The following is a 25,982-nucleotide window of genomic DNA, read 5'->3' as shown; positions in this document are numbered from 1 at the left end:
GATGGTTGTTTGTCGTTTGATGTTTGTCGTTTGATGTTCACGTGGTTAATCAACAACAGTCAACTAACAACAGTCAACAACAGTCAACCGACAACACGCAACAACCAGCAATAGAGAATATTTCGTATTTTTGAATGACCTAAAAGAAACGTATGAAAGTAGCTTTGATTCAAGCACCTCTAGTTTGGGAGGATGTACAGAAAAACACGACTTATTTCAAAAAACAATTGCATCAGATTGAAAGCGGAACGGATTTGGTTGTATTACCAGAAATGTTCACTTCAGGCTTTACCATGAACCCTGAGCGCGTTTTTATGACGATGGAGGACAAGTTTATCAAAGAGTTGCAATCGTGCTGTAAATCGCTTGATTTTGCCTTAACGGGTAGTATCGTTATCAAAGAAGGAAATCAATTCTACAATCGTTTATTTTTTATTTGGCCCACAGGGGAATTTAAAACCTATGATAAGCGTCATTTATTTTCACTCGCAGGCGAAGAAAAAGTATATGCACCTGGAACGGAACGTTTAATCGTTCAGTATAAAGGCTGGAATATCTGTCCATTGGTGTGTTACGATTTGCGCTTCCCAGCTTTTGCCCGTAATATTGGGGAGGTTTATGACTTGTTGTTGTATGTTGCCAGTTGGCCTGATCAACGCATCTATGCTTGGGATTCACTCTTAAAAGCGCGTGCAATTGAAAATATGAGCTATGTGGTGGGAGTTAATCGCAGTGGAGAGGATCAAAATGACAATCAATATAGTGGACATTCTCAAGTGATTGATTATATGGGGCAGTATCTTATTGAACCTCAGTTAGGAACAACTGTACAATATTGTACTTTAGATAAAGCAATCCAAGATAAAGCGAGAAATCGATTCGCATTTCTGAAAGATGCCGATGAGATTGCGATTAAATAATTGAAAAAGCAAAGGAGTCCGTCAATCCATTAGTACCTGATAAATAAAAAAGCTACCCTAAGGGGTAGCTTTTTGTTATAAAAAGAATGGATTTTATTGTTTTGTAAACGATTGGATAGCTCCTTCAACTTCAAGTGTAAGGGTTTTGCCATCTACTAGTTCGTATTTCAAGCTACTAACTTTCACTGAAGCAGGGTCGTTATTGGCAACTTCACTTTCAAAAACAAGGGTGTTATCCACTAGTTTCCATTTGGTAAATGCCATAGCTGGATCATTTACAGCTACCATGGTTCCGTCTGCTTTTAATTCAAATCCTTGTTGTACGCTTGGATTTGCTGGGTTTGTTTGTGTCCAAACTCCCACTAATGCTTGAGCAGGTGCTACTTCTGGAGCAGCTTGCTCTGTTACTGTTGTAGTTTCTTCTACTACGGTTGCTTCTTTTTGATCTTTACAAGAAGCGAATGCAAGAGCTACAAAAGCCAATGCAAGTACAGTTTGTTTTGTTTTCATCTACTAAATCTCGAAAAAAGATTATTTTCTAGTGAAAGAGTCTTTAGACTCACCGTTAATTAGGTTTAAGGTCGTACCGTCAACCACCTCAAATTGGTAGGATACCGTGTCAACACTTGACGTACCATTACCGATGCTTTCTTGCTCTAAGAACAATTTATCTCCTTCTACCCACCACTTGTTTGTTTTAAGTGTTGCCATATTAATTGAAGCAGCTGTTCCGTCTTCTTTTAATTCGAAACCTTGTACTTCTTTGTCATTAATAGGGTTAGGTTGTGTCCAAGAAGCAACTAATACTTTAGTGTCTACAGTCACAGGTGCTGTAGCTTCTTCTACTACTTCAGTAGTTGCTGTTTCTTCAGTCACAGGAGCTTCTTTTTGATCTTTACAAGAAGCGAAAGCGATAGCTACAAATGCGATAGCTAAAGTCATTTTTGTTAATCTCATCGTGGATTAAATTTTAATTTTGATAGACCAAATGTATAGCAGGAAAGTGTGAAAAAATTATTTTAATACTTATTTAACTATGTTTGTAATTTATTGATTTATAGTGTTCTGGGTTGCTTTTTTTGGATTCGTTTTCTTTTTTTAGTTAAATATTTACACAAGGGTTTTAAAAATATTCTTGAAGATGCCTTGGAGGTGAAAAAAGAAAATTAGTAACAAAAGGTTCTGCATAAATAAATGCCCCTTGATTTTCTATATCAAGGGGCATTTTTATGTTGTTTTAGATATAAGATCCTTGTTGTCAGTGCTCAATCCTGCAACAGGTACTAATTTAAGTTTAAATCTTGGTTGATATCCCAGTTGGCGCGTACGTCAATTGGTTCTTTGGAATAGAAGGTCTCTTCTGGTTGACGTTTGTCCCAATAATACCCCGTATCCCATTTGCCATTTTGGTTGTCGTCATAAATGATTCGAACGTAATACTTTCGAGGAGGTAATAAATCGAAAGGAACAACTTGTGGTTCTTTGACGATTTGCGTCGCGTATACCTTTTCTTGTTCATCAATCAGTTCAACAATAATAGGGTAACGTTTCACAGCACTTAACTTGAGGTTTAAATTTCCATAATCTGTGTGTTTCGTTGTTTTCAACGCGTATTTTAGGGTGTCATTGGCGTGGCCAAAGAGATCCGTTAAAGCTTGTGGCAATAACTGGATGGAATATAATTCTTCTTGGTTTTTCTCAAATAACAAAGTTACCTTTTGCTCGGCTAAGAATTCTTGAACTTCAAAAGAAACTGGAAGAGAGTCTTTGTTGATAATTTGAATTAAGTTTTTATTTACTGTTGCAATTGGCGTTGACGTCTTTAAAGTGAAATTCTCTTTGAAGTCGATATTGTTGTTCTTTGCTGTTACACTTAGGGTGTCCACTTCTTTCATTTTTACTCGTGGTCGCACCGTAAAGGTTTCTAAATAATCGTCTTTACTGACCGCAATATGAAGTGAATCCGCAATAACCTTAGGAAACCATACCTGAAGAGAATCCTTTCCTTCTAATGGAGTGTAAGCACTTTGGATTAAACTGTCGTTTTTAGACACCTTTATTTTTACCCCCTCTTTATTTCCTTTATAAGGTAAGTACCACTTGTTTTCAGAAATCTGCGCAGGGCGTTTTGCCGAGAATTTTTCTTCTGATTTGAACAGAACAAGATTGTATTTTTTATCTGTAGGAATAACAATAGTATCCTGGATAAAAGCAATCTTATCTTGCTCGGGATTGAACATATAGGTATTGTTCTTTTGTTTTAAAGCAACTGCATAATAGGTTCCAGCCTTGATATTTTCGATAGAAAAAGTAGTTAAGGAATCTAGTGTATTGGTAATATATAAGGGCTTTTCTTTATATACCGTGGAGTCTTTAAACGTGGTTGCATCATACAACATCACATTGACAAAGTTGTCTGTTTTTAATTTATGAGCGGATTGTATAGTACCTTCTAGTTTAAGGGAGTCAATGTAGCTACCTGTAGAGAAGATGTATTTAAATTGCTTTAATACATTTCCTTCATTGTTGTCTGTAATCGCGTCGCCAAAATTAAAACTATAGGTTGTATTGGGATGAAGCGTATCCTTTAATTTAATAGTCATTACCTTTTTTGGACTTCCCATAGGGGAGATATCTGGATTGTTCTTCAACGGTGGAGATACAATTAAGTTTTGATTGGCGTTTTTCAATTTGATAAATTCATCAAACTCAATTCGAATCTCATCCTGGTCAAAGTTAATAGAGTAGTTCTCTGGGTAACTTTTTAATACAACAGGAGGCAAGGTATCCATAGGACCACCGGAAATAAATCCTCTTTTAGCACAATTTGAAAAACAAGTTACGCATAAAACGAGTAAACAGGTAAAAAAATAAAGACGAAACTTCGACATAGGTTTGTTTTGAAAAGGCAAAGTAACAATTATATTTTTTACTTAGAAAATATCAGCCCTTAAAAACTTTATTTTGTATAGGCTAAACACAAAATACTCACCTTGCTATCAGGGATTTGTAACAATAACTTGGCGCAATTTTCCAAGGTGCTCCCTGTGGTTAAGATATCGTCTAGAAGAAGAAAGTGTTTACCCGCTAAATTGGGAGTTGATTGAAGTTGAAAAACAGCGGGTTTGGATTTGATGCGTTCTTGAAAGCTCTTTGTTGTTTGAGAAGCTGTTCGTTCTACTTTTGCCAAAACAGAAGAGTGAATGGGAATTTGAAAATGTTGAGACAAAGCAGTGGCAAATCCATCGACCTGATTGTAGCCTCGTTGTTTGAGTTTTTTGGGATGCAAAGGGACAGACACAATATAATCTACGGAAGGAAAAGCTTGGTCATCCGCTAATAATTCCGCATATAATTGACCGAGGACAAAAGCGATGCTAGGCTGGTTGTTGTATTTTAATTGATGGAGCAGGTTGGAAACAAGGCCGCCTTTAGCGTAGTATAATAAGCAACTCGCTTGTTGTATTTTCACTTTTCCGTAGAATTTCCCTAGGGCTTCATTGGTGGCACTTTGGTGCTGATGGGTAAAGGGTAAAGTCGCGCGACAAACCGTACACAACAAGACTTCATGCGTCAAGAGCAGGATGGAACAGCCAGGACAACTTTTGGGAAAAAGGAAATGAAGGAGATCTTTGAGCATAAAAAGAAGATTGATAGACTTAAAAATAACAGAAATCCCACCCATAAAAAACTTCTTTTAAATGAAAGCAACCAATATCTTTGTACAGTATAAGCAAAAAGAAAAAATTCATGGAAAAGTTAATAATCATTTTAAAGCAAATGGTGGAACAAGGAAGAACGGTGGAAGCAGAGCGATTAGCAGAGGAGATAAAAGGGCGATTAAAGATGATGATTGATTCGACGGATATTGATGAAGATTTAGTGCGATTGGCCAAGATGCAAAAGATTGTAGGAGATTTAGAACAACAATTAAAAGCTTAACTTTATGGAATGTCCTTGTGGAAGTGGATCTACACTGGAAACTTGCTGTATGCCTTTACTCAAAGGAGAACAAAACCCAACAACAGCAGAGGCCTTAATGCGTTCACGCTATACTGCTTATGTATTGGCGAATGCAAAATACCTGATTGAAACGACGCATCCGAGCGCGCGTCATTTATATAGTAAAAAATCCATTTTACAATGGGCGAGTGAAAATCAATGGATGCGATTGGAGATTGTATCTGCTTCCGCCTTGAATGTGGTATTTCGCGCGTATTTTAAAGATCCAAGTGGTCAGGAACAACAACATTATGAAAACTCAACTTTTGCAAGGTTAGGAGATAAGTTGTATTATGTTTCAGGTATTTTTGAAGAATAACTGAGGTTGTTTAGCTTAGGGATTGAGGATGTAAGTGAAGAAAATTTAAAAAAGAAATAACTTCTTGAAGTTTTTTTTGTAATTTACTGTTATGAGAGCTGTAATTATTGGCGCCACAGGAGCCGTTGGAAAAGTATTAGTCCGTCAACTTTTGTGTGACGATCGCTACCATTTTGTCGAAATTTTTGTGCGTAGTCCTTGGGATATTCAACATCCAAAGCTGATTTGCCACGTTGTCGATTTTGAAAAAATGGGACAATGGCATCATCTCATTGAAGGTGATATTGCTTTTAGCTGTTTGGGAACGACCAAGAAGCAAGCGGGAGGAAAAACCAACCAATGGCATATTGATTACGACTATGTGGTGCAGTTTGCCAAATACTGCAAGGCAAAATCCATACAAACTTTTGTTCTTGTATCCTCCAAAGGAGCCGATTACCGCAGTAAGGTTTTTTATTTGTATCTCAAAGGTAGAATTGAACAAGCCATTGCTCAATTGCACTTTAGCCGTACCATCATCATTCGACCGAGCTCACTGATTCGACCGAATTCCAATCGCAAAGGAGAAGATATAGGAGTGAAAATCTTGACCTTCCTCAACCGCATGGGAATGTTCAAATCTTATCGACCCGTGGCGGTTTCTAAAGTAGCTGATCGGATTCGCAATGCAGCTGTTGAACATGTAACGTATAATCTTGTTGTTATTGAAAACGATGAAATATAAAAAAGGGCCTACTTGTATTAGTGGGCCCTTTTTAGTTGAAAATATATAAAGGATTAGTTCGCTTTACTGAATTCTAAATTCACTGTAATATCAACGTTTTTTCCAATAGCTTGTCCTGACGGATCATAAGCTACATCAAAATCAAAACGGTTGATTGTCGTAGTCGCTTGGAAACCAAGTTTTGTATTTCCATTTCCATCATCTGCTAATAAACCACCATAAGTCAATTGGAATGTTACAGGTTTTGTGATGTTTTTAATTGTTAAGTTTCCTACTAGTTCATATTTATCTTTCCCTGTTTTTTTGATTGACTTACTGTCAAACTTCATTGAAGCATATTTAGCAGTGTCAAAAAAGTCTGCTGATTTTAGGTGGTTATCGCGCATTTCTACACTGGTATTGATGCTGTTTAAATCCACTGTAAAGTTGAAGGTACCTTTGGTTAAATCTTCTGGATTTCCTACAAAAGTTCCTTCGTATTTGTCAAAGCGACCATCTACAAAAGAAATTCCTAAATGTTTCACTGAGAAGTTTAAGAATGAGTGCATCGGATCAACATTCCATTTTGTTTGTGCAAATGAAGTAACTGAAAATAAGGCAGCTACCACGAATAAAGCTATTTTTTTCATATCGGTTATATTTTGTGATTATCAATGATACAAAGATACGGATGTTCTGAAGGAGAAGTACTTAACCTACATTAAGAAAGGAAAACGCAAATGAAGTTCAGGGGAATGAACGAACTATAATGGATTCGTGGTATCATTCTTGAAGGTTTACTCTATATTCTTAATAAATGATTGATTTTCAATGGAAAAGTATATTTTATCAATTCGAATTGTTGATTATTTGACTTTTGTTTATGAAGTTAAACAGGGGTCTCAGTTAGATTATTTGGTTTATGGGTATGGGTATTATCAGAAAAAAAACAGATTCAACTCTTTTTTTACTGGAACTGTTAGTTTTTCTGATATTAACATGAACTATTATTTTGACTATGTACCAGATGAACGGATTCGAAAACTACAGCGATTACAACAGCAACTGACACCCAAAAAATATTTAGAAGAGATTGTGATTGTAGCGCCTGTTAAAAAGCATTATCCTTATTTCTACAACGTTCCATCGGGTAAGTACGGTAATTATTCGCCTGATGCAATGAGTTTGGGTGTTGGTTTTGGTGGAAGTGGTGGTTTTTTTTCTGCAAGCTTTAATTTTAGTATTGTAGCTACACATCAGGATATTGCCATCGTGATTGGAGGGAGCTTTGACTTTGGCTTGGAATTATCTCGACCAGGATTTGCTGCAACGGGTAATATTGGGTTTCACGATAATTATGGTCAAAGTAAAGATGTTTTACAAGGCTTAGGAGGATATGATTTAGGATGGACAGGGCAAATAGGAATTTTAGGGATGTCTAGGACACGATCTATTTTTGAAAATGGAGTATTGAGCAGCTCAGGAGTGCAAACAACGACAATTAATTATGGTATAGGTTTGGGGGGAGGATATACAAGATCCAAGGCTGAGGTGTATAAGTTGAGTAAAGGAATTGAAACAGTAAAAAATTGGTTGGAATGAAGAGTGTAACAAAAATAAGTGCTTGTGGCGTATTGCTGCTTTTTTCTTCTTGTTTTGAAATTGATTGTGAAGCAAATAAAAAGTATGTATCTACTATTGAATGCCTGCAAATCGTTGAGAGGCGACCATCATCAAGCGCATATAATTTAAAATCAAAAGGAGTACATCTACTTACAAAGAAACCTTGTACTTGTGTAGATGAAACAAGATGGTTAGGTTGTTATTCAGAACTTCTTGAAAAAGGAGATACGATCATTAAGAGAAAAGGGGAATTGCGTTTTTCTCTACACAAGAAAGATACTATTATTACAGTGGACTGGCGGTGTGAAGAACTTGATGTCTCTGAGGTAAAAATAAAAGGAGAAGTCGTTTCGGGATTAACAGTACAGCAATTAAGAGACTTAAAGTACAAGTAGATGATAATAAAAAAAACGAGGGTTATCTTGTGGATACCCTCGTTTTATATGTATTACATCATTTTCTTTAACCAGTTTTTCATCGACACTTCTTCGTTGATGATGTTTCGAAGATCAGCAATTGCAACGCGATCTTGTTTCATCGTATCTCTGTGGCGAATTGTAACCGTTTTATCTTCTAGGGTTTGGTGATCCACTGTAATACAGAAAGGAGTACCCAAAGCATCCGCACGGCGGTAACGACGCCCTACTGCATCTTTTTCATCGTAAGCTACGTTGAAATCCCATTTCAAGTCTTCAATAATCTCCTGTGCGATTTCTGGTAAACCATCTTTTTTCACTAGAGGGAAGATTGCCGCTTTAGTTGGGGCTAATACCGCAGGTAATTTCAATACCGTTCTCGTTGTTCCATCTTCAAGTGTTTCTTCTTGAAGTGATTTTGAGAATACAGATAAGAACATACGATCCAATCCTACTGATGTTTCTACTACATAAGGAACATAAGAAGAGTTCGTTTCGTTGTCAAAGAACTGCAATTTCTTACCAGAGAATTGTTCGTGTGCTTTTAAATCGAAATCTGTACGGGAGTGAATTCCTTCTAATTCTTTAAATCCGAATGGGAAGTTGAATTCAATATCAGTAGCAGCATTGGCATAGTGTGCTAATTTTTCATGGTCGTGGTAACGGTAGTTTTCCGCTCCTAAACCTAGCGATAAATGCCATTTTAAACGCGTATCTTTCCAATACTCGTAGTATTTCATTTCTTCTCCTGGTTTCACGAAGAATTGCATTTCCATCTGTTCGAATTCACGCATGCGGAAGATGAACTGACGAGCAACGATTTCGTTTCGGAAGGCCTTCCCTGTTTGAGCGATACCAAAAGGAATCTTCATACGCCCTGTTTTTTGAACGTTTAGGAAGTTAACGAAAATACCTTGAGCTGTTTCTGGACGAAGGTATAAATCCATCGCTGTATCTGCAGAAGCTCCTAATTTTGTACCAAACATCAAGTTGAATTGACGTACTTCGGTCCAGTTTTTAGAACCTGTTTCAGGATCCGCAATTTCCAACTCTTCGATTAGGGCTTTTACATCCGCTAAATCTCCCGTATCTAAACCGCGAGCCATGCGCTCTAAAATTTCTTTTTTCTTTGCGTAGTATTCTACCACACGTGGGTTAGTCGCAATAAATTGCTCCTCATCAAAAGACTCTCCAAAGCGCTTTTTCGCTTTTTCAATTTCTTTTAATGCTTTTTGGTGTAATTTTTCACAGTAGTCTTCAATTAAAACGTCTGCTCTATATCTCTTTTTACTGTCTTTGTTGTCAATTAAAGGATCATTGAATGCATCAACGTGACCTGAAGCCTTCCAAGTGGTTGGATGCATAAAGATTGAGGCATCAATTCCTACAATATTTTCGTGCATTTGTACCATGGATTTCCACCAGTACTCTCTAATGTTTCTCTTTAATTCTACACCGTTTTGAGCATAGTCATATACTGCGCTTAAACCATCGTATATTTCGCTAGATGGAAAAATGTATCCATACTCTTTTGCATGCGAAATAACATTCTTAAAAATATCATCTTGTTTTGCCATAGTGCAAAAGTAATAAAAGACTTTAAGATTAAAAACTTCACCACAAGCTATTTGCTGTTAATAATCTTAAGTTTATGGGTTTACTATTCTATTTACTTGTTATTTTTTAATTTTTGTGCATGATAGGCCGCTAAGATGCGTTCCGTATTTTCAATATGACCTGCTTGATTCCAAGCATCATGTCCTGGAATAATAACTTTAGCTTTTTTAAACTTGCGTTTTACTTCGTTGATTGTCTGAGGCCAAGCTGCTGTATTGCCGTCTTCTATATTGCCAATGGTGGTTGCTTCTGCACTTTTGATTAAACAACCTCCATATAAAACTTTTTCTTTGGGAAACCAGATTACCGTATTGTCTTTACTGTGTCCTTCTCCTAAAAAATAAACGGTTAGTTTTTCGTTGCCCAAGGTAAAGGTTTTCTCTTTGCCAAATGTAAAAGTAGCTTGAGGTTCCTTGCGCTGTCCTAGAATTTCATTCGTTAGGGCATACGTATACGTTTCTGCACCTGCCTCGTTGAAATACGCTAAACCTCCCGAACGGTCCTCGTGAAAGTGTGTGGTAATTACCCATTTAATTTCTTTGTGGTGTTGCGTTCTAATATGATCCACTAAGGGTTGATATTGGGTTTTGTCCCAAGGTGTATCCAAGAGAATAACCCCTTCATCAGTTACGATGTACAACGCATTGGATGAGTATTCTACTCCTTTGAACTCTTGATAGGTTGTATACACATACATATGGTCATTGAGTTTTTCAATCTTTAATTTGTCTGATTGGGGATAAACGAAAGAAGTGAATAGAAGTAGAAGGATACTGCTAAAGTAGTTGTACATAGTTAGAAGTTTAAAATAATGGATAAAAAATGAATGTGATGCCTTACTTTTTCAAGGATAAGTGCAAGTAGCAAACAACAAATGCAGCATTGCTTTTTGGAGTTAGCCCTTTAGTTGAACAAAAATAAGAAAAGCAGAACCATTATTTGAGGTTCCTTGTTTTTTTACTTCAAATTGACTTATTTTTGAGCGCTTTTGATCAAAACCAAAATGAAAAAAAATAAAGTAATTTTCATCGCTCTTGTTTGTGCGGGATTATCTTCCGCTTGTGTAGAGTGGTGGGATCGCGATTCTTCCAAATGCAAAGGATCAACCCAGGTTAGCCGCAGGTACCTGACTTTTCCCAATACGGGAGGAGAAGAATTGGTAGATGTTAATCCTAAACCCTATCACATCATTCAAAAAGTTCAAATTGGACAAGTAGGAGATGAGGGGTATATGTACGAAGAACGCAGTGTAGAGAGTTATGGAACCTCCAATTATACGGTTCAAAAAGTAGGAGATGGAAGACTAGTTGTGCGTACCAATCCCTATTATGGAGATACAGCGCTCAAATTTGAGGTTGTGGTCAAAGGAGGGGATTGTTCTGAAATTATTTATTGTACGATAAAACCATAAAAAAGTCCAGCATGTGCTGGACTTTTTAGTTTATTCTTCTTCTTCTGTATTTCGGAGTTTCATTAATAGCGTATAAGCGCCTTTTGAAACGATAGTTTTATTGGTTAATGCATCCGCATTGAGAATAGCTGTGAAACCGTTTTCTGTTTCTCCAACTTCTACAGCGGTTAGTTGATAGGTTTGTTTACCCGTTTCAACAAAAATGAAGTGTTTGCCTTCAAAGTAAACCACACTTTCCTCTGGTAGTGCTTTGGTTAAGGAAGAATGGGTGTCAATTTCCGCATTCATATACATCCCTGGTAAAAGGTTCTTTTCAAAATTCTCGAAATGACAGTGTACTTCTGATGTTCCTTCTGTATTGACATCCATGCTAATTAGTACAATTTCTCCTTCGTATTTTTTCGCAGGATTGTTGTTGGTGAAACTCACCACGCGTTGTCCTACTTCTAATTTATCTAAATCCTTTTCATACACTTTCAAATTTAAATGGATATCTGAAGGGTCAATCAGTTCAAACATCACATCCGAGGGGGTTACATATTTTCCAATGTTGACATAAGTATTACTCACAAAACCATTAATCGGACTGTAAATAGCAATGGATCGACTGATGGAATTGTGTGTTAAGGTCGAGGGATTGATATTAATCAAGCTCAATTGTTGCCCTAGTGCATTCATGGCAATGCGCTGTGCATTCATTTCTGCTTGGGCTTGTTGCATAACTTTGTCACTGCTTGCTTGACTCGCATTCAGGTCTTTTTGACGTTGGTAGTCCAACTTCGCAAATTCATATTTGTCTTTGGCAATTAGGTAGTTTTGTTGCAATTCAATATAACGAGGATCTTCCATGATGGCAATTTGCTCCCCTTTTTTGATGTGCATACCTGGCATTAATTTCGTTTGTTTTACGTAGCCGCCCAAAGGATTAGTCACGGAGATTAAATTTTGAGGGGGAACGTCAATTTTTCCGTTTAATTTTAAAACGGTTGCGATGGTGTGCTCCTGAATTTTTGTAGTTTCTAGCTCCACGTGTTTCAGTTGAGCGTCTGTTAATTGTACAATATCTGTTTCTTCCTGAACGACTACTTCTTCTGTGGTGGTTTCATTTCCCTTGCATTGAACAAAGGCAGTAGATAGGAGAAAACCCAGTGCTGCAAGAGAAAAAGGACGGATAGTTTTATATAAGATAGACATGATACTAATTGTTTGAAGTTAGATAATTGATTTGGATGACGGTGTCATTGTACGCTTTCAAGGCGTCAAAGTAATTGCTTAACAGTTCTAGGGCTTGATTGGTTAAAAGAACATACTCTAAGTAGTTGATTTCCCCATTGACGAACTGTAATTCTGCCGTTTTCATGATAACATCAGCTCCTTTCGGTGCTTGTTGTTCATAACTTGCCAATACTTGTTGACTATTTGTTAGGTTTATCAACAATTGTTGATAACGGTTGATAACCTTTTGTTTTGTCAGGGTAAATTCTGCTTCCGCTACTTTTTCTGCTTCTTTGGAGGCGCGAATCCTTCCCTTTTGTCCGAAGTCAAAAAGCGGTAAGGTTAAGCCAACCTGAAAGGCGTGAAAGCGATCTTGGCGATTGTAGTATACATCATTCGCGGCTAATCCCATAAAACTGCTGTTGTTGTAAGTCAGTTGAAGGGTAGGTAACAATTTTGATCGCTCCAATCGGGTTTGTGCATGGGCAATTTCGTTATTTTGCTCTGCGATTTTTAACTGTGGATTTTGATCCAAATCTTGTTCTAATCCCAGTAATTCTACTTTATTTTCTTCTAGTATTGGAAGTAAATCCTCCTCTGTATTGAGTAAGTATTTCAATTGCAATTGCGCTAAGCTTTTCGTTTGTGCAATCTCAGCGAGTTGCATTTGGATTTTGATCAACTGATTTTTGGCCGTGGTCTGTTCCAATATGGTACTTTCCCCTTTTTTAAAGCGCAAAGTAGCTTTAGTGTAGAAGGAGGTATACATACTATCGGCTTGATGCAGTAATTGTTCTTTCTCTTTCCAATAGAAGTAATCGAAAAAGCTTTGGGTTACTTCTTTTTTGATTTCAACGGTTTTGAGTTCAAGGTCAAAAATGCTTTTCTGCCATGTTTTTTGGTATACCTTTTTTTGTCTATTGTAAATGGTAGGAAAGGCAATATCTTGACTAACACTAAATTTATTATCGGTATACGGACCGTTAATTTGTCCAAACTCGCCTGCTATGGTTGTTTGTGGAATATCCGTTGCGGTGTGGATAAAGGCCTTAGCGAAGTCTGAACGCAGTTGTTCCGTTCGAATGGCGTGGTTGTTGGCCATAGCTCGATCAATAGCTTCATTCAACGAAATAGGTGTCTGAGCGAAGGATTGACTGTTTGTGAAGAGCAACAATGCTATTGTCGCTGCTAGGGTAATGGCTTTTTTCTTTTTAAAGAAAGAAAAGTTAAGCTTTTGTTCAAAGGTGATGTATAATAAAGGCAAAATAAATAAAGTTAAGAAAGTGGCTAGAATTAATCCTCCAATGACAACGGTAGCTAGAGGGCGTTGTACTTCTGCTCCGGCTCCATTGCTCAAGGCCATAGGCAAGAATCCAAACGAGGCAACAGAAGCGGTCATCAATACGGGACGCAATCGACTCTTTGCACCGCGAACGACCACATACACAATATTGGTAATTCCCGATTTTTGCAATCGGTTGAATTCGGCAATTAACACAATCCCATTTAATACAGCTACACCAAACAAGGCAATAAAACCAACACCCGCACTGATACTAAAGGGCATACCTCTCAAGGCAAGTAGAAATACTCCTCCAATGATAGAAAGGGGAATAGCCGTGAAAATCATTAAGCATTCTTTGATGTCTCGGAAAGCGAAGAACAATAAAACAAAAATTAAAACTAAGGCTAATGGTACAGCAATGGCTAAGCGTTCTTTGGCTTCGTTTAGATTTTCAAATTGACCGCCATAGGTAATGCGATACCCTGTGGGTAAGGTTATTTTAGCATCTACTTTTTGTTGCAATTCTTCTACAATACTTTGAACGTCTCGTCCTTTGACATTGAAGCCGACAAAAATACGACGCTGGGCATTTTCGCGTTGAATTTGATTTGGACCTTCTTTGATATCCACATGGGCTAATTGACTCAATGGAATCTGAGCGCCTGATGGAGTTGGAATTAATATGTTGCGGATTTGTTGAATGTCTTTTTTACTTTTCTCATTCATACGCACCACAACGTCAAATCTTTTTTCGCCTTCGTATACCATTCCAGCGCTTTGTCCCGCTAAAGAAGTATTGACAATAGTATTAACCTCACTAATGGATAAACGATGACGAGCAATGGCAGCGCGGTCATATTCAATTAACAATTGTGGCATTCCTGTGATGGGTTCCACATAAAGGTTGGCTGCACCTGGGATGGTGTTGATAATTTGTCCAATTTGACTAGCCGTTGAAGCGAGTGTATCGAGATTATCCCCAAATACTTTGACTACAACGTCTTGTCGAGCCCCTGTCATTAATTCATTGAATCGCATTTGTACGGGAAATTGAAAACCAACGGTAATACCAGGTACTTCTTCTAGTGCAAGGGTCATCTTTTCAGCCAATTCAGGAAAGGAAGAAGCTGAGGTCCATTCTTTTTTGTCTTTGAGGATAACCATCATATCTCCCGCTTCCATCGGCATCGGATCAGTAGGAACTTCACTATTTCCAATTTTGGTTACTACTTTTTCTACTTCTGGAAATTGAGTCACTAAAATATGTACGGCTTTTTGTGTACTTTCTATGGTTGTCGTCAGATTACTTCCGTTTAATACTTTGGTATCCACAGCAAAATCACCCTCTTCTAAAGAAGGGATAAACTCGCCTCCTAAAGTGGAAAGGATATAAATGGCACTGATAAATAATAGGGCAACAATGGTATAAATGGTTTTGGGAATTTCCAATACTTTGACCAAGGCGTTTTGATATACTTTTTCCAATTTAGCCATAAAACGATCGGCAAAATTAGGTTTTGTACTCACTTTTCGACTTAAGATCAAGGAGCTCATCATCGGAACATAAGTCAAGGAAAGTAGAAAGGCACCCAATAAAGCAAAAGCTACGGTTTGGGCCATGGGTTTAAACATTTTTCCCTCGATTCCTTGTAAGGTTAAAATAGGAATGTATACAATGAGGATAATAATCTGTCCAAATACTGCGCTATTCATCATTTTTGACGCTGATTGCACGACAGTTTGGTTCATTTCCTCTTGTTTGAGCAATACTTTTTCCTTGAATTTATTGTTGTGACTAAATTGATGGAGGACGGCTTCTACAATGATGACGGCTCCATCGATGATTAATCCAAAGTCTAACGCACCCAAACTCATTAAATTTCCGCTTACACCAAATAGATTCATCATGGAAATAGCGAACAACATGGCTAAAGGAATAATAGAAGCTACTAATAATCCTGCACGGAAGTTCCCTAAAAATAAAACCAAGACTAAAACGACAATTAATGCCCCTTCTAATAAATTAGTTTCTACGGTGCCAATGGCGTTATTTACCATCTTAGTTCGGTCTAAGAAAGGTTCAATTACGACTCCTTTCGGCAAAGATTTCTGAATTTCAGCAACACGTGCTTTGACGTCTTGTATGACGTTGTTGCTGTTTTCTCCTTTTAGCATCATCACAATACCTCCAGCCACTTCACCTTGGTCATTGTAGGTCATGGCACCATAACGGGTCGCGTGTCCGATTTGTACGGTCGCAATATCGCGAATGAGAATTGGAAATTCGCTATTTTTGGAAGTAATGGCAATATTTTCAATGTCTTCCACTGTGCCTATTAACCCTTCAGAGCGAATGTATAAAACTGTGGGGCCTTTTTCAATATAGGCTCCTCCTGTATTTTCATTGTTTTGATTGAGGGCATCAAAAACATCTTTGATGGTCAGGCCATTGGCATCTAGTTGATTGGGGTTAATGGCGATTTCATATTGTTTTAATTTTCCTCCAAAACTGCTTACTTCTGCGACTCCTTTTACAGCAATTAACTGGCGGCGAACAATCCAATCTTGAATCGATCTCAATTCCGTTAGATCGAATTGTTTCTCATAGCCAGGTTCTGGGCGAACAACGTATTGATAGATTTCTCCTAATCCAGTGGAAATAGGTCCCAATTCTGGTTGTCCTACTTCTTTGGGGATGTCATTTTGCACTTGTTGTAAACGTTCGCCTACCTGTTGGCGGGCCCAATAAATATCCACGTCTTCTTCAAATACAATGGTGATTAAAGACAGCCCGAAGCGAGAAAAGCTTCGAATACTTTTCATTCCAGGAATATTGCTATTGGCTTGTTCGATGGGAAAAGTAACTAAACGCTCAATATCCGTTGCTCCATAATTAGGTGCTACCGTGATAACTTGCACTTGGTTGTCTGTGATATCGGGTACTGCATCAATCGGTAATTTTGTCATTTGAAAAATACCAATTCCAATGAGGCCAAGTACCATTAGGCCTATGATGAGTTTATTCTTTACAGAATATTCAATGATTTTATTTAACATAATACTGTTGTTATGCTCTACAACAAGCATTAACCCGTGGCAAACGAAATACAACCACAAGCGCTAGGTCTCAATAAACAAGAGGTTTGATGAGAAAATAACTAAGGGGTAATGTAGAATCGCGCACTATTAGATGAATACTGCTGTTGAGTTGATACATAAATACGATAAGAACCACGCGCTATTTTTACAGCACGAGGAAAAGGGTGATGTATTAACAGTATTTCGGCGGTTGCCAAATAGAGGATAAGAAGCTACTCTCAAAAGCAGCATCGTGAAAATTTTCCACTTGCGTATTATTCGTTGGAATTTTAACGCGATCAATTTTTAATACCGTAGGAGGTGTTATGGCCACAAGGTGAATAATGGGAGCGTGGGAAACAAAAGGCAGTTTCTCATCGGTGGGATCTCCATCTTCTTTGTGGTTGTTGTCATAGTGGATTTGCAAAAATCCCCAAACACTCAAATCCGGATTTAATCCTTTGTGTTCAATATAATGCTCTACAAGCAAAGGAAACTTCAACAGCTGACCAAATTCAGTTGTTGAAATCAGAAACATAAGCATAAAAAAAACAGCTATTTTTCTTTTCACGACGCTTGTTATGAGTTTATTAGATGATACAAAATTAAGTAATCTTTTCGATTAGGTGGGTGCAAGGTAGTAATTTGTTTAAATTCAAAATAAGATTTGGCTCAATTCTAATAAAAATCTAATGATTTCTTAACGTAAAAAGCAGAACCTATTGGTTCTGCTTTATGTGTATGATTACATTTCTGATGCAACTGCCGCTGCTGTAGCTAAGCCTAAAATTCCCAATAATAGAAACATTACAATGAAGCCCAATAAGGAAATAACTAAACCTGCGATAGCAAATCCTTTAGGTCTTCGGAACAGTCCAACAATAGAAAGGATTAAACCTACTAACCAACACAACCATCCAACTAAAGGAACCCAACATAAAACGATAGCCACAATGGATAAGATGAATCCAGTTAGACCCATATTATTTTTTTCGATAGGTTGTTGTAAAGGTGGTGGAAAATTTTGATACCCTGTGTTTGTTGATGAAGCAACAACCTCCTCTTGTTGAGTCGATACTTGTTCTATTGGTTGCTCCTGGTTTTCTTCTTGATAATTTGTGTTCATAATTTAGTGTTTTTGCTCAAATTTAAAACATTTTACTAAATTAATGTAAAAAATAGTTAATATTTTGTTTAATGAAGATTTTGTTATCAAAAATAGCGATTAGAAAAGCAAAAAAAAACTGGCTTATTGCCAGTTTTTAATTTATTGTAAAGCGTTCCAACCCTTTGCTTTGATTGGAATTTTTGTATTATCTCTAGTGATGAGGTGAACGCCTTCGCTCTCTTGTGTCATATGACCAATCACGGTTAAATTGGGATTTCCTTTGATTTTGTCGTAATCTTCCATCTTCACGGTGAATAATAATTCGTAATCTTCTCCTCCATTAATTGCAATAGTGGTGGAATCAATATTGAACTCCTCACAAGTATTGATGAATTGTGGGTCAAGTGGAAGTTTCTCTTCAAATAAATTACAACCTACTTTAGAAGAGGTACATAGATGCATAATTTCAGAAGATAATCCATCTGAAACATCAATCATACTCGTTGGTTTAACATCAAGTTCAGCTAATAATTGTTTGATATCGGTACGCGCTTCTGGTTTTAGTTGTCTTTCGATGATATAGTCATATAGGGATAAATCAGGTTGGTTATTTGGATTGACAAGATAAACTTGTTTTTCGCGTTCCAACACTTGTAATCCCATATAAGCTCCTCCAATATCTCCCGTCAGGACTAAGAGGTCATTGTCTTGTGCATTATTTCTGTATACGATATCTTCTTCTTTTGCTTTACCTAAAGCAGTAACGCTAATGATGAGCCCTTTTTGAGAAGAAGTCGTATCACCACCAATTAAATCTACTTTGTAGTAATTACAAGCTAAAGCAATTCCTTCGTATAGTTCTTCTAAAGCTTCTAAAGGAAAGCGATTAGAAACAGCAATAGAGACTGTAACTTGAGTGGGAACCGCATTCATGGCGCAAATATCAGAAAGATTGACAACAATAGCTTTGTAACCTAAGTGTTTCAATGGAGCATATGCTAAATCGAAATGCACGCCTTCGATGAGTAAATCAGTTGAAACCACAACTTTGTCCTCTGTAAAGTTTAAGACGGCTCCATCATCGCCAATTCCCTTTACTGTAGAAGGTTGCGTAATAGTGAAGTCTTTGGTTAAGTGTTTGATTAAGCCAAATTCACCCAATTGCTCTAATTGCGTTTTGCTTTGATTTTTATTTTCAATCATAATTGTGATTCCTTTTGAAAGACAAAGGTAAGAAGAAAACTCAACCACGCCTATAGGATTTGTTTTTTGCTGAGGTTTAGTAAGACAAAAGCCTCTATTGATTGACAATAAAGGCTTTTGTTTGAATCTATGTTTTTGGAGAGTTAAGCTTCCGGTTGCCCTTCTTCCTGTCCTCCTTGGTAACGTTTGAATAAGTAATTGAAGTGAGTGAAATACTCGTTGAAATCGTTTTTGAATTGATTTACATAATTAGGTTGTTTATCTTCTCCATCTACAATTGCCACTAAATTTCTCCATATTTCTAATTCGGATAGAATTTCATACGCATAATAATTTTGATCCTCTAACGAAAGATTTTTGTAATAGAACAATTTCTCTTTCGATTTTTGCGCTAATTGTTTGGCGTATTCTTGTGCTAATTTCGTTTCTCCAATTTTGTAGTAACATTCTACGAATGGGATCACTAATTGGTAATAACCGTAATATTCGATTGGCATATTGGTCATGGCAATATCCAAAATTTCTTTTGCTTTTGCATTTTTACCCTCTTCAATTAGTTGCTCTGCCAAGCGACTTAAGTTGATGCGGTAGCTCAAAGAATTTCGGCGTGTTTGTGGATCGTGGTAAATTTTATCACTACCCATATTCCCCCAATACCATTTTTTTACTGTCTCGTACATGCGATCTGAATCAATCATACCCAAATCGATTGGATGAGCATTTTGACCTGATGTTTTGATTGGGACTAATTTGTAAATCAATCCTTGTAACTGTAAATAGTCTTTCATCCAAACGAAGTCGTCATTGTTAAAGCTACCTCCAGAGAAGTAAACTGGACGCTCCCAGTTGTTGTTTGCAATAATGTCCAGCATAATCAAACGGTGTTTGTAAATCGCTTGATCTGTGATATCAATATCCAAAGAAGAAACAACCTGATCTCTTAAGTAAGGAGATACAATATTGTTCTTTGCAATAATAGCACTGTCAACTGGAATGCTAAATTTATTCGTTGGAATAAAATAAAGCGTTGTACCAGCTTCGGTCATTTTTTTCGTTCTTTGATCATCTGAGCGAACAACATCTAGTAATAAAGATAAATCAAAACGTTGTTCTGTTCTTGCATCAATTAGAATGGCATCGCGTTTATTTCCTACATATTGATCATGTGTAAATTTGATTGGCAATGGTTCAGAATCATACGCTTTGGCTTTCATTTGATCGATGTACCAATCTTGAGTTAATAAACTTGTACACACGACGCGAACGTCTGTACGATAGCCTTCAATTTCTTGTAAATACCAAAGTGGGAAGGTATCGTTGTCTCCAATAGTGAAGATGATCGCATTCGGATCACAAGAATCTAAATAGGCTCGGGCATTGGCTAAAGCCGTATAACGATTAGAACGATCGTGATCATCCCAGTTTTGTTGAGCTAATAGTACAGGAGCAGCTAATGTACATACCGTTAATACAAGGACGTTAGATAGTTTTGGAGAAAGGTATTTCTTTACTCCTTCATAGATAGAGTATACCCCAAATCCTAACCACATCGCAAAAATATAAAACGAAGGAACGACGGCATAATCGCGTTCTCTTGGTTCAAAAGGACGCTCGTTTAAGAATACTTTTAAGGCTAAACTCGTAAATAAAAATAGAACCAATAAGACCCAGAACATCTTTGGATCTTTGCGGTAATTGAAGACAATTCCCACAATTCCCAAAATAAAAGGCAAGAAGAAATACGTGTTTCTTCCTTTGTTATTTAATACGTCCGAAGGAAGATTGTCTTGAGATCCTAGGCGAATTTCGTCTAAGAATTTCACTCCACTCAACCAGTTTCCGTGTTCTAAATCCCCTTGTCCTTGGATGTCGTCTTGACGTCCAACGAAATTCCACATCAAATATCGCCAGTACATATACCCAAATTGGTAGGTAAACATATACGACATATTATCAGAAAAACTAGGCACTTCAATATCAAGTGCTTGACCATATTGACTAAAGAAATTGTCTAATTCCTCTACGCCAAATTCTCCACTAGCTAGTTTTTGTTTGACTCCTCGGTCCAGGAATATTAATTGTTCGTTATTGGTATATCCTTGTGCAATGTTGAAATTAAGTGGTTTAGAATAACGCATATAGTTGATGCGGTGATTCTTATCTGTACTCCACATACGCGGTAAAAAACCTTTGTGTTTTTCATCAAAGTTTTGTCCTGCATTTTTCCATTCGTTTACCACTACGTATTTACCCGTTTTGTAATCTCTTTCGTAGTTGGGTTTATCGTCTTTCCACGGATTATTCTTATCTAAACCAACGTAGGCTTTGGTGAAATATGAATCGTAGTAAATACTTTCATCTCCATATTGTTCACGTTGGTAATAAGCTAATAATTCAGCCGCATCCGAAGGCGTATTTTCATTAATTGTTACATTGGCATTGGCACGTATAGGCAACATCAACCAAGCGGTTAATCCTACACATACAAATACTAACGATAAAATGGCTGTATTTGCTGTTACATAACCTTTTTTACGGGTATAATATAAACCAAAGACAGTAACTCCAATTAAAATTAAAAACGCAAGAATGGTTCCACTGTTGAAGGGAAGTCCAAGTGTATTGATTGCAAAAATTTCCGTTTTCCCGAAGAAAGCCAAAAGCTTAGGAAAGAAAAAGGCAAATAAGAAGAATAGGGCAGCTACGGCTGCTATATTTCCAATGATAAAATTCTTAACCGTTACTTTTTCGTATTTCTTGAAGAAGTATAATAATCCAATAGAAGGAATGGTCAACAAAGCCATGATATGAACCCCGAAAGAACATCCAGCTACAAGACCAATCAACAACAACCAACGATTTCCACGAGGTTGATCCATATCGTCAACCCATCTTAATCCCAAATACAGTAACAAAGCCGTCAATACCATAGCTGAAGCATATACTTCGGATTCTACAGCATTAAACCAGAAACTATCAGTAAAGCTGAAGGCCAATGATCCAATGGCAGCACTTCCTAAAACGGCAATGGCGTTAGAAGTATTCCATTCTGATGTTTTGGTTACCATCTTTTTCAAGATATTGGTCATCGACCAGAACATAAAAAGAATAGTAAAAGCACTAGAAATAACAGCTACCATATTCACTGCTAAAGCAATATGTTGAGGAGAAGCAGCGAAGAGAGAGAACAAAGCACCTAGCATTTGATAAAAAGGAGCTCCTGGTGGGTGTCCAACCTCAAGTTTTGCAGAAGTAGCAATGTATTCTCCTGGATCCCAGAAACTAACGGTAGGTTCTACGGTTAAAGTGTAAGTGATTAATGCAACGAGGAAGCATAGCCATCCACCGATTATATTCCACTTTTTGTAGTTGAATGTTAACATATAAGAATATTCTTGGTATTTTTAATCAATATATACAAAGAAAGTCTTTTTTTATTAGATACGTGTCACATTAAAAAAAAATAATTTTGCGTTTTGTTTTTGGATAATATAAAAAAAGTGTTACTTTTGCCTCCGCAATGCAGAAGTAGTCACTACTTTTGAGTCGCAAAGTGGTATTGGCCTATGGTGTAATGGTAACACAGCTGATTTTGGTTCAGTCGTTCTAGGTTCGAGTCCTAGTAGGCCAACAAGAGCTCCTTGAGAAATCAAGGAGCTTTTTTTTTGGGGTTATCAGGTGTCAGTTATCAGTTATGGGTTATCAGTTATGGGTTATCAGTTATGGGTTATCAGTTATGGGTTATCAGTTATGGGTTATCAGTTAATTTTCTGATTTAAGGATGTATTTTCTTTAATCGATAATCTGGCAAAAAAGCAACTTGCAAAAAAGCAACTTGCAAAAAAGCGAAAAAGCAAATCTAAAGGTTATCAGTTATCAGCAAACAATCAACCAACAACCAACCAACAACAAACACCTCATCCTCTCACCCTCACACCACCCTCGTAAAAAAATATGTTAAAATTTATTTCGCTTTCGATTGATTATTAATGGATTGTAGTGAGAGTCGACCTTTTTGAGATATTATTCTTTTGAAAATCTTTGGTAACTACAGAAATAATGCTACTTTTGCATCCGCAATACAGAAGTAATTTACTTTTGGAAGCAAAGTGGTACTGGCCTATGGTGTAATGGTAACACAGCTGATTTTGGTTCAGTCGTTCTAGGTTCGAGTCCTAGTAGGCCAACAAAAAGCTCCTTGAAATTCAAGGAGCTTTTTTTATGACCTTGTGTGTAAACAAAAAAGGTTGGAATAACATTCCAACCTTTTTTTTATCCTTTAAAATTTGGTTTTCTCTTTTCTAAGAAAGCTGTTGTACCCTCTGTGAAGTCTTTTGTGTTAAAGCATTCTCCAAAGTGTTTGATTTCTTCGTGATATCCATTCGTACCATCTTTATAGTTGGCATTGATGGATTTGATTGCTTTTGAAATGGCAGAAGATGAATTGGCCGAAATTTTTTGAGCAATTGCTTTTGTAAAGGTCAATAATTCGGTTTGTTCTACAACATGGTTAACTAGGCCGTAGTTTAAGGCCTTTTCTGCGTTAATCATATCGGCTGTCATGATTAGCTCCATTGCACGTCCTTTGCCTATTAATTGAGGTAAACGCTGTGTTCCTCCATAACCAGGAATTAATCCTAAGGTTACTTCTGGTAATCCCATTTTCGCATTTGTTGAAGCGACTCTAAAATGACAAGCCATTGCTAATTCTAATCCTCCTCCTAGTGCAAAACCATTTACGGCAGCAATAATAGGTTTAGAATAATTTTGTGCGTAGTCAAATAAAAGTTCTTGTCCTTTTGCTGCTAATTGTGAACCTTCGCTCACGTTAAAGCTTGAAAATTCTTTAATATCTGCACCCGCAACAAAAGCTTTTTCTCCACTTCCTGTAATAATAACAACGCGAACTTCTTTATCTTCCTCTAATTGGATTAAGGCGCGGTGTAACTCTTCAATTGTTGGCTTGTTTAATGCATTTAGTTTCGTTGGTCTGTTAATGGTGATGACCGATATATGATCATCTGTTTCAATTAAAATATTTTCATATTCCATATTTCTCAAATTTTTTATTTGGTCAGCGGTAAAGTTACAGTAAAAGTTGTTCCCTTACCAGCTTCTGTTTCAAAGGTAATGGTTCCTTGATAATTTTCTACAATATTTTTTATAATCCCCAGTCCAAGTCCCATTCCACTTGATTTGGTGGTAAATTTCGGTTCGAATATCCTCGTTTTATCCGCAATGGCAACTCCAGATCCGTTATCTGTAACAGTGATGATGATGTTTTTGTCATCCTGGTAGGCTTTTACAATGACAATCGGGCTAGGATTGCTATCGGGAATCGCTTGAATTGCATTTTTTACTAAGTTAGTAATAATACGGATAAGTTGTGTTTGGTCAATAATGGCGATAATTTCATCGTCTCCGTGTTCAAAGTAGATGAAATCTTCTGTAAAGATATCCAGAGAAATTCGAATCGTTTTAATGACATCGAGGGTTTCGTTTTGTTGAGCAGGCATAGAAGCAAAGCTGGAGAAAGCGGTGGCAACCGATGACATCGTATCAATTTGTCCTATTAGTACAGCAGAGTAATCCTTGAGCTTAGCGATGATTTCGGGGTCCGTTGGATCAAATTTTCGTTCAAAACTCTGAATGGTCAAACGCATTGGGGTCAGTGGGTTTTTTATTTCATGTGCCACTTGTTTGGCCATTTCTCGCCAAGCCTGTTCTCGTTCGTTTTGCGCCAATCGCTCATAGGTTTCATCTAGCTTTTCTACCATGTCGTTGTAGGCGTTGATTAAGTTGGAAATCTCTTTGCTTGTAGAGATGTCCTCAATCTTTTCGTTTTTCTGCCCCAATTTGGTACGGGTCATTTTAATACTCAGCTTGTTCAGACTTTGCGTAATATAGTTGGATAAAAAGTAAGAAATCGCAATAGACATAATCAACATGATAATGTAAACTTGACTGAATTTATACATGAAGTTGCGCACTTCGTTCTCGTAAAATTCGGTTTCTTCCGCATAGGGGATTTTAATAATCCCTAGAGGTTTAAACTTTTGATCTTTGATGTAGCGATAGGCTGTTCGTATTCTGGTATTGTCTACCTCTTCTACATCGACAAAACGCTTGTTGGGGGAGGATTTGATGGTTTTTAAAATGATGAGTGGAATATTAGACTGCACCCCATCAACAGAGAAACTCCCTTTAGAAGAAAGTAGCAACTTGCCATCGAGATCGTGGATGTGCAATTCTGTGTTGTGGATAGCGGCTAACTCGTGTATTTTGTCTTTAAAAATTAATGGAAGATTCTCTGTATTTAATTCATACGGAGTAGTCGTCAAAATATAATTGATATTCTCCGTAATTGAACCTTCTTTTCGCTCTAATCGATATTGATGATAGGTACGCGCTTCCTCCTTAAATTGATATACAGAAACGGCAGATATCAATATGGAAGATATGATACTTAGGAAAATTAAAGAAAAAAATATTCTATTTTGAAGCGAGAAACTTTTTACAAAAAACTTGTTTTTCATTCATTTTCTTTGCGTTGGCGAATTTGTTTATAAAGCTTAATACCTAGCATTAATAATATAGCCAATCCCAATAGTCCGACTACACCAAATATCCAGTTGAAAGCATTCTTTAAAAATACTAAAAAAACAACAGAGAATAAAATAATTGTTGCTCCCTCATTCCAAATGCGAAAAAAGGAGGAAGATTTGGTTAGGGTGTTGGTGTTAATTTGTTTGACAAATTGATGGCATTTTAGATGATAAGCGATTAAAAAGACCACAAATAACAATTTGACATGCATCCAAGGTTGTTGCAGTAAATAAGGATTAACGACAAACATAGAAATTCCAAAAATAAGCGTTAATATGGCTGCAGGCCAGGTGATGATGTTCCATAATCGATTCGTCATGATGCGATATTGCTTCTTGAGAATGTCTTGTTCCAATTGCGGTTTTTCGTTCGCTTCTACGTAATAAACAAAAAGGCGAACGATATAAAATAAACCTGCAAACCAACAAACTACAAAGATGACGTGTAGTGCTTTTAAATATAAATAGGCCATAGGA

The 25,982-nt window shown here is 37.0% G+C and carries 23 protein-coding genes and 2 tRNA genes; 9 read left to right on the top strand and 16 right to left on the bottom strand.

What is annotated here, in order from left to right; translation table 11 throughout:
* The first annotated feature begins 152 nt into the window (after window positions 1-152).
* Entirely contained in the window at window positions 153-920 is a 768-nt protein-coding gene (locus HX004_RS11990) for a nitrilase family protein (protein ID WP_286442781.1), read from the top strand.
* 93 nt (window positions 921-1,013) lie between these two features.
* Here the strand turns inward: HX004_RS11990 and HX004_RS11985 are convergent, their stop codons facing one another.
* The 4 genes from HX004_RS11985 to HX004_RS11970 form a co-directional block, all read right to left on the bottom strand.
* Entirely contained in the window at window positions 1,014-1,430 is a 417-nt protein-coding gene (locus HX004_RS11985) for a lipocalin-like domain-containing protein (protein WP_286442779.1), read from the bottom strand.
* Window positions 1,431-1,451: 21 nt separating this feature from the next.
* Window positions 1,452-1,877, bottom strand: coding sequence for a lipocalin-like domain-containing protein (locus HX004_RS11980; protein WP_286442777.1), 426 nt, complete (start codon window positions 1,875-1,877; stop codon window positions 1,452-1,454).
* Between the two features lie 326 nt (window positions 1,878-2,203).
* On the bottom strand, window positions 2,204-3,811 hold the full coding sequence (locus HX004_RS11975; RefSeq protein ID WP_286442776.1) for an Ig-like domain-containing domain: 1,608 nt from the start codon (window positions 3,809-3,811) through the stop codon (window positions 2,204-2,206).
* A 68-nt stretch (window positions 3,812-3,879) separates the two neighbouring features.
* Window positions 3,880-4,605 (bottom strand): ComF family protein, encoded by a 726-nt coding sequence (locus HX004_RS11970; protein ID WP_286442775.1) that lies wholly within the window; start codon window positions 4,603-4,605, stop codon window positions 3,880-3,882.
* Window positions 4,606-4,670: 65 nt separating this feature from the next.
* Here HX004_RS11970 and HX004_RS11965 point away from each other — a divergent pair, with 65 nt between their 5' ends.
* The 3 genes from HX004_RS11965 to HX004_RS11955 all read left to right on the top strand — a co-directional run bounded on the left by HX004_RS11965 (window position 4,671) and on the right by HX004_RS11955 (window position 5,965).
* On the top strand, window positions 4,671-4,862 hold the full coding sequence (locus tag HX004_RS11965; protein ID WP_286442774.1) for a hypothetical protein: 192 nt from the start codon (window positions 4,671-4,673) through the stop codon (window positions 4,860-4,862).
* A gap of 4 nt (window positions 4,863-4,866) precedes the next feature.
* A complete protein-coding gene (locus HX004_RS11960; RefSeq protein ID WP_286442772.1) occupies window positions 4,867-5,241 on the top strand; it encodes a YchJ family protein in 375 nt (124 codons plus the stop codon).
* A gap of 91 nt (window positions 5,242-5,332) precedes the next feature.
* Window positions 5,333-5,965, top strand: a complete 633-nt coding sequence (locus HX004_RS11955; protein WP_286442771.1) for an NAD(P)H-binding protein — start codon at window positions 5,333-5,335, stop codon at window positions 5,963-5,965.
* Window positions 5,966-6,018: 53 nt separating this feature from the next.
* On the opposite strand, the gene HX004_RS11950 is transcribed toward HX004_RS11955, so the two are convergent.
* Window positions 6,019-6,594 carry a YceI family protein gene (locus HX004_RS11950; protein WP_286442770.1) on the bottom strand — a complete coding sequence of 192 codons (576 nt, stop codon included), beginning with the start codon at window positions 6,592-6,594 and terminating at the stop codon, window positions 6,019-6,021.
* Between the two features lie 181 nt (window positions 6,595-6,775).
* On the opposite strand from HX004_RS11950, the gene HX004_RS11945 reads away from it, so the two are divergent.
* Both HX004_RS11945 and HX004_RS11940 read left to right on the top strand, forming a co-directional pair.
* A complete protein-coding gene (locus HX004_RS11945; RefSeq protein ID WP_286442769.1) occupies window positions 6,776-7,546 on the top strand; it encodes a hypothetical protein in 771 nt (256 codons plus the stop codon).
* Window positions 7,543-7,962, top strand: coding sequence for a hypothetical protein (locus HX004_RS11940; RefSeq protein ID WP_286442768.1), 420 nt, complete (start codon window positions 7,543-7,545; stop codon window positions 7,960-7,962). The genes HX004_RS11945 and HX004_RS11940 overlap by 4 nt, the downstream gene beginning before the upstream one ends.
* Window positions 7,963-8,015: 53 nt before the next feature.
* Here the strand turns inward: HX004_RS11940 and HX004_RS11935 are convergent, their stop codons facing one another.
* Together HX004_RS11935 and bla are read right to left on the bottom strand one after the other, a co-directional pair.
* Window positions 8,016-9,560, bottom strand: a complete 1,545-nt coding sequence (locus HX004_RS11935) for a glycine--tRNA ligase (RefSeq protein WP_286442767.1) — start codon at window positions 9,558-9,560, stop codon at window positions 8,016-8,018.
* A 92-nt stretch (window positions 9,561-9,652) separates the two neighbouring features.
* A complete protein-coding gene (gene bla, locus HX004_RS11930; protein WP_286442766.1) occupies window positions 9,653-10,393 on the bottom strand; it encodes an MUS/TUS/MOC family subclass B1 metallo-beta-lactamase in 741 nt (246 codons plus the stop codon).
* Window positions 10,394-10,603: 210 nt separating this feature from the next.
* Here bla and HX004_RS11925 point away from each other — a divergent pair, with 210 nt between their 5' ends.
* A complete protein-coding gene (locus tag HX004_RS11925; protein ID WP_286442765.1) occupies window positions 10,604-11,011 on the top strand; it encodes a hypothetical protein in 408 nt (135 codons plus the stop codon).
* A 30-nt stretch (window positions 11,012-11,041) separates the two neighbouring features.
* On the opposite strand, the gene HX004_RS11920 is transcribed toward HX004_RS11925, so the two are convergent.
* From HX004_RS11920 to HX004_RS11895, 6 genes are all read right to left on the bottom strand, one after another.
* Window positions 11,042-12,205, bottom strand: coding sequence for an efflux RND transporter periplasmic adaptor subunit (locus HX004_RS11920; RefSeq protein WP_286442764.1), 1,164 nt, complete (start codon window positions 12,203-12,205; stop codon window positions 11,042-11,044).
* 4 nt (window positions 12,206-12,209) lie between these two features.
* Complete coding sequence (locus tag HX004_RS11915) at window positions 12,210-16,568, bottom strand: CusA/CzcA family heavy metal efflux RND transporter (protein ID WP_286442763.1); 4,359 nt, start codon at window positions 16,566-16,568, stop codon at window positions 12,210-12,212.
* 214 nt (window positions 16,569-16,782) lie between these two features.
* Window positions 16,783-17,160 (bottom strand): hypothetical protein, encoded by a 378-nt coding sequence (locus HX004_RS11910; RefSeq protein WP_286442762.1) that lies wholly within the window; start codon window positions 17,158-17,160, stop codon window positions 16,783-16,785.
* A gap of 174 nt (window positions 17,161-17,334) precedes the next feature.
* The gene (locus tag HX004_RS11905; protein ID WP_286442761.1) at window positions 17,335-17,715 is read right to left on the bottom strand and encodes a hypothetical protein; all 381 of its coding nucleotides are present in this window, start codon (window positions 17,713-17,715) and stop codon (window positions 17,335-17,337) included.
* Window positions 17,716-17,856: 141 nt separating this feature from the next.
* Complete coding sequence (gene thiL / locus HX004_RS11900) at window positions 17,857-18,900, bottom strand: thiamine-phosphate kinase (RefSeq protein ID WP_286442760.1); 1,044 nt, start codon at window positions 18,898-18,900, stop codon at window positions 17,857-17,859.
* A gap of 143 nt (window positions 18,901-19,043) precedes the next feature.
* Window positions 19,044-22,283: a glycosyltransferase family 117 protein gene (locus tag HX004_RS11895; RefSeq protein WP_286442759.1), complete on the bottom strand. Its 3,240-nt coding sequence runs from the start codon at window positions 22,281-22,283 to the stop codon at window positions 19,044-19,046.
* Window positions 22,284-22,460: 177 nt separating this feature from the next.
* Here HX004_RS11895 and HX004_RS11890 point away from each other — a divergent pair.
* Both HX004_RS11890 and HX004_RS11885 read left to right on the top strand, forming a co-directional pair.
* Window positions 22,461-22,531 (top strand) — tRNA-Gln (locus HX004_RS11890).
* Window positions 22,532-23,016: 485 nt separating this feature from the next.
* Window positions 23,017-23,087: transfer RNA gene (locus HX004_RS11885), tRNA-Gln, on the top strand.
* 85 nt (window positions 23,088-23,172) lie between these two features.
* On the opposite strand, the gene HX004_RS11880 is transcribed toward HX004_RS11885, so the two are convergent.
* From HX004_RS11880 to HX004_RS11870, 3 genes are read right to left on the bottom strand one after another with little or no spacing between them, the layout of a single operon-like run.
* Complete coding sequence (locus tag HX004_RS11880) at window positions 23,173-23,952, bottom strand: enoyl-CoA hydratase/isomerase family protein (RefSeq protein ID WP_286442758.1); 780 nt, start codon at window positions 23,950-23,952, stop codon at window positions 23,173-23,175.
* A gap of 14 nt (window positions 23,953-23,966) precedes the next feature.
* Window positions 23,967-25,436: a sensor histidine kinase gene (locus HX004_RS11875; protein ID WP_286442757.1), complete on the bottom strand. Its 1,470-nt coding sequence runs from the start codon at window positions 25,434-25,436 to the stop codon at window positions 23,967-23,969.
* Window positions 25,433-25,978: a CopD family protein gene (locus HX004_RS11870; RefSeq protein WP_286442756.1), complete on the bottom strand. Its 546-nt coding sequence runs from the start codon at window positions 25,976-25,978 to the stop codon at window positions 25,433-25,435. The genes HX004_RS11875 and HX004_RS11870 overlap by 4 nt, the downstream gene beginning before the upstream one ends.
* Window positions 25,979-25,982 lie beyond the last annotated feature (4 nt).

The organism is Myroides sp. 1354, from assembly GCF_030324495.1.
Taxonomy (GTDB): domain Bacteria; phylum Bacteroidota; class Bacteroidia; order Flavobacteriales; family Flavobacteriaceae; genus Flavobacterium.
The sequence above is the reverse complement of the archived record's forward strand: the minus strand, read 5'-3'. Positions and strand labels throughout refer to the sequence as shown.

Coding starts and splice junctions, on each gene's coding strand:
- HX004_RS11990 (WP_286442781.1), top strand. CDS start 153: ATGAAAGTAGCTTTGATTCAAGCACCTCTAGTTTGGGAGGATGTACAG.
- HX004_RS11985 (WP_286442779.1), bottom strand. CDS start 1,430: ATGAAAACAAAACAAACTGTACTTGCATTGGCTTTTGTAGCTCTTGCA.
- HX004_RS11980 (WP_286442777.1), bottom strand. CDS start 1,877: ATGAGATTAACAAAAATGACTTTAGCTATCGCATTTGTAGCTATCGCT.
- HX004_RS11975 (WP_286442776.1), bottom strand. CDS start 3,811: ATGTCGAAGTTTCGTCTTTATTTTTTTACCTGTTTACTCGTTTTATGC.
- HX004_RS11970 (WP_286442775.1), bottom strand. CDS start 4,605: ATGGGTGGGATTTCTGTTATTTTTAAGTCTATCAATCTTCTTTTTATG.
- HX004_RS11965 (WP_286442774.1), top strand. CDS start 4,671: ATGGAAAAGTTAATAATCATTTTAAAGCAAATGGTGGAACAAGGAAGA.
- HX004_RS11960 (WP_286442772.1), top strand. CDS start 4,867: ATGGAATGTCCTTGTGGAAGTGGATCTACACTGGAAACTTGCTGTATG.
- HX004_RS11955 (WP_286442771.1), top strand. CDS start 5,333: ATGAGAGCTGTAATTATTGGCGCCACAGGAGCCGTTGGAAAAGTATTA.
- HX004_RS11950 (WP_286442770.1), bottom strand. CDS start 6,594: ATGAAAAAAATAGCTTTATTCGTGGTAGCTGCCTTATTTTCAGTTACT.
- HX004_RS11945 (WP_286442769.1), top strand. CDS start 6,776: ATGGAAAAGTATATTTTATCAATTCGAATTGTTGATTATTTGACTTTT.
- HX004_RS11940 (WP_286442768.1), top strand. CDS start 7,543: ATGAAGAGTGTAACAAAAATAAGTGCTTGTGGCGTATTGCTGCTTTTT.
- HX004_RS11935 (WP_286442767.1), bottom strand. CDS start 9,560: ATGGCAAAACAAGATGATATTTTTAAGAATGTTATTTCGCATGCAAAA.
- bla (WP_286442766.1), bottom strand. CDS start 10,393: ATGTACAACTACTTTAGCAGTATCCTTCTACTTCTATTCACTTCTTTC.
- HX004_RS11925 (WP_286442765.1), top strand. CDS start 10,604: ATGAAAAAAAATAAAGTAATTTTCATCGCTCTTGTTTGTGCGGGATTA.
- HX004_RS11920 (WP_286442764.1), bottom strand. CDS start 12,205: ATGTCTATCTTATATAAAACTATCCGTCCTTTTTCTCTTGCAGCACTG.
- HX004_RS11915 (WP_286442763.1), bottom strand. CDS start 16,568: ATGTTAAATAAAATCATTGAATATTCTGTAAAGAATAAACTCATCATA.
- HX004_RS11905 (WP_286442761.1), bottom strand. CDS start 17,715: ATGAACACAAATTATCAAGAAGAAAACCAGGAGCAACCAATAGAACAA.
- thiL (WP_286442760.1), bottom strand. CDS start 18,900: ATGATTGAAAATAAAAATCAAAGCAAAACGCAATTAGAGCAATTGGGT.
- HX004_RS11895 (WP_286442759.1), bottom strand. CDS start 22,283: ATGTTAACATTCAACTACAAAAAGTGGAATATAATCGGTGGATGGCTA.
- HX004_RS11880 (WP_286442758.1), bottom strand. CDS start 23,952: ATGGAATATGAAAATATTTTAATTGAAACAGATGATCATATATCGGTC.
- HX004_RS11875 (WP_286442757.1), bottom strand. CDS start 25,436: ATGAAAAACAAGTTTTTTGTAAAAAGTTTCTCGCTTCAAAATAGAATA.
- HX004_RS11870 (WP_286442756.1), bottom strand. CDS start 25,978: ATGGCCTATTTATATTTAAAAGCACTACACGTCATCTTTGTAGTTTGT.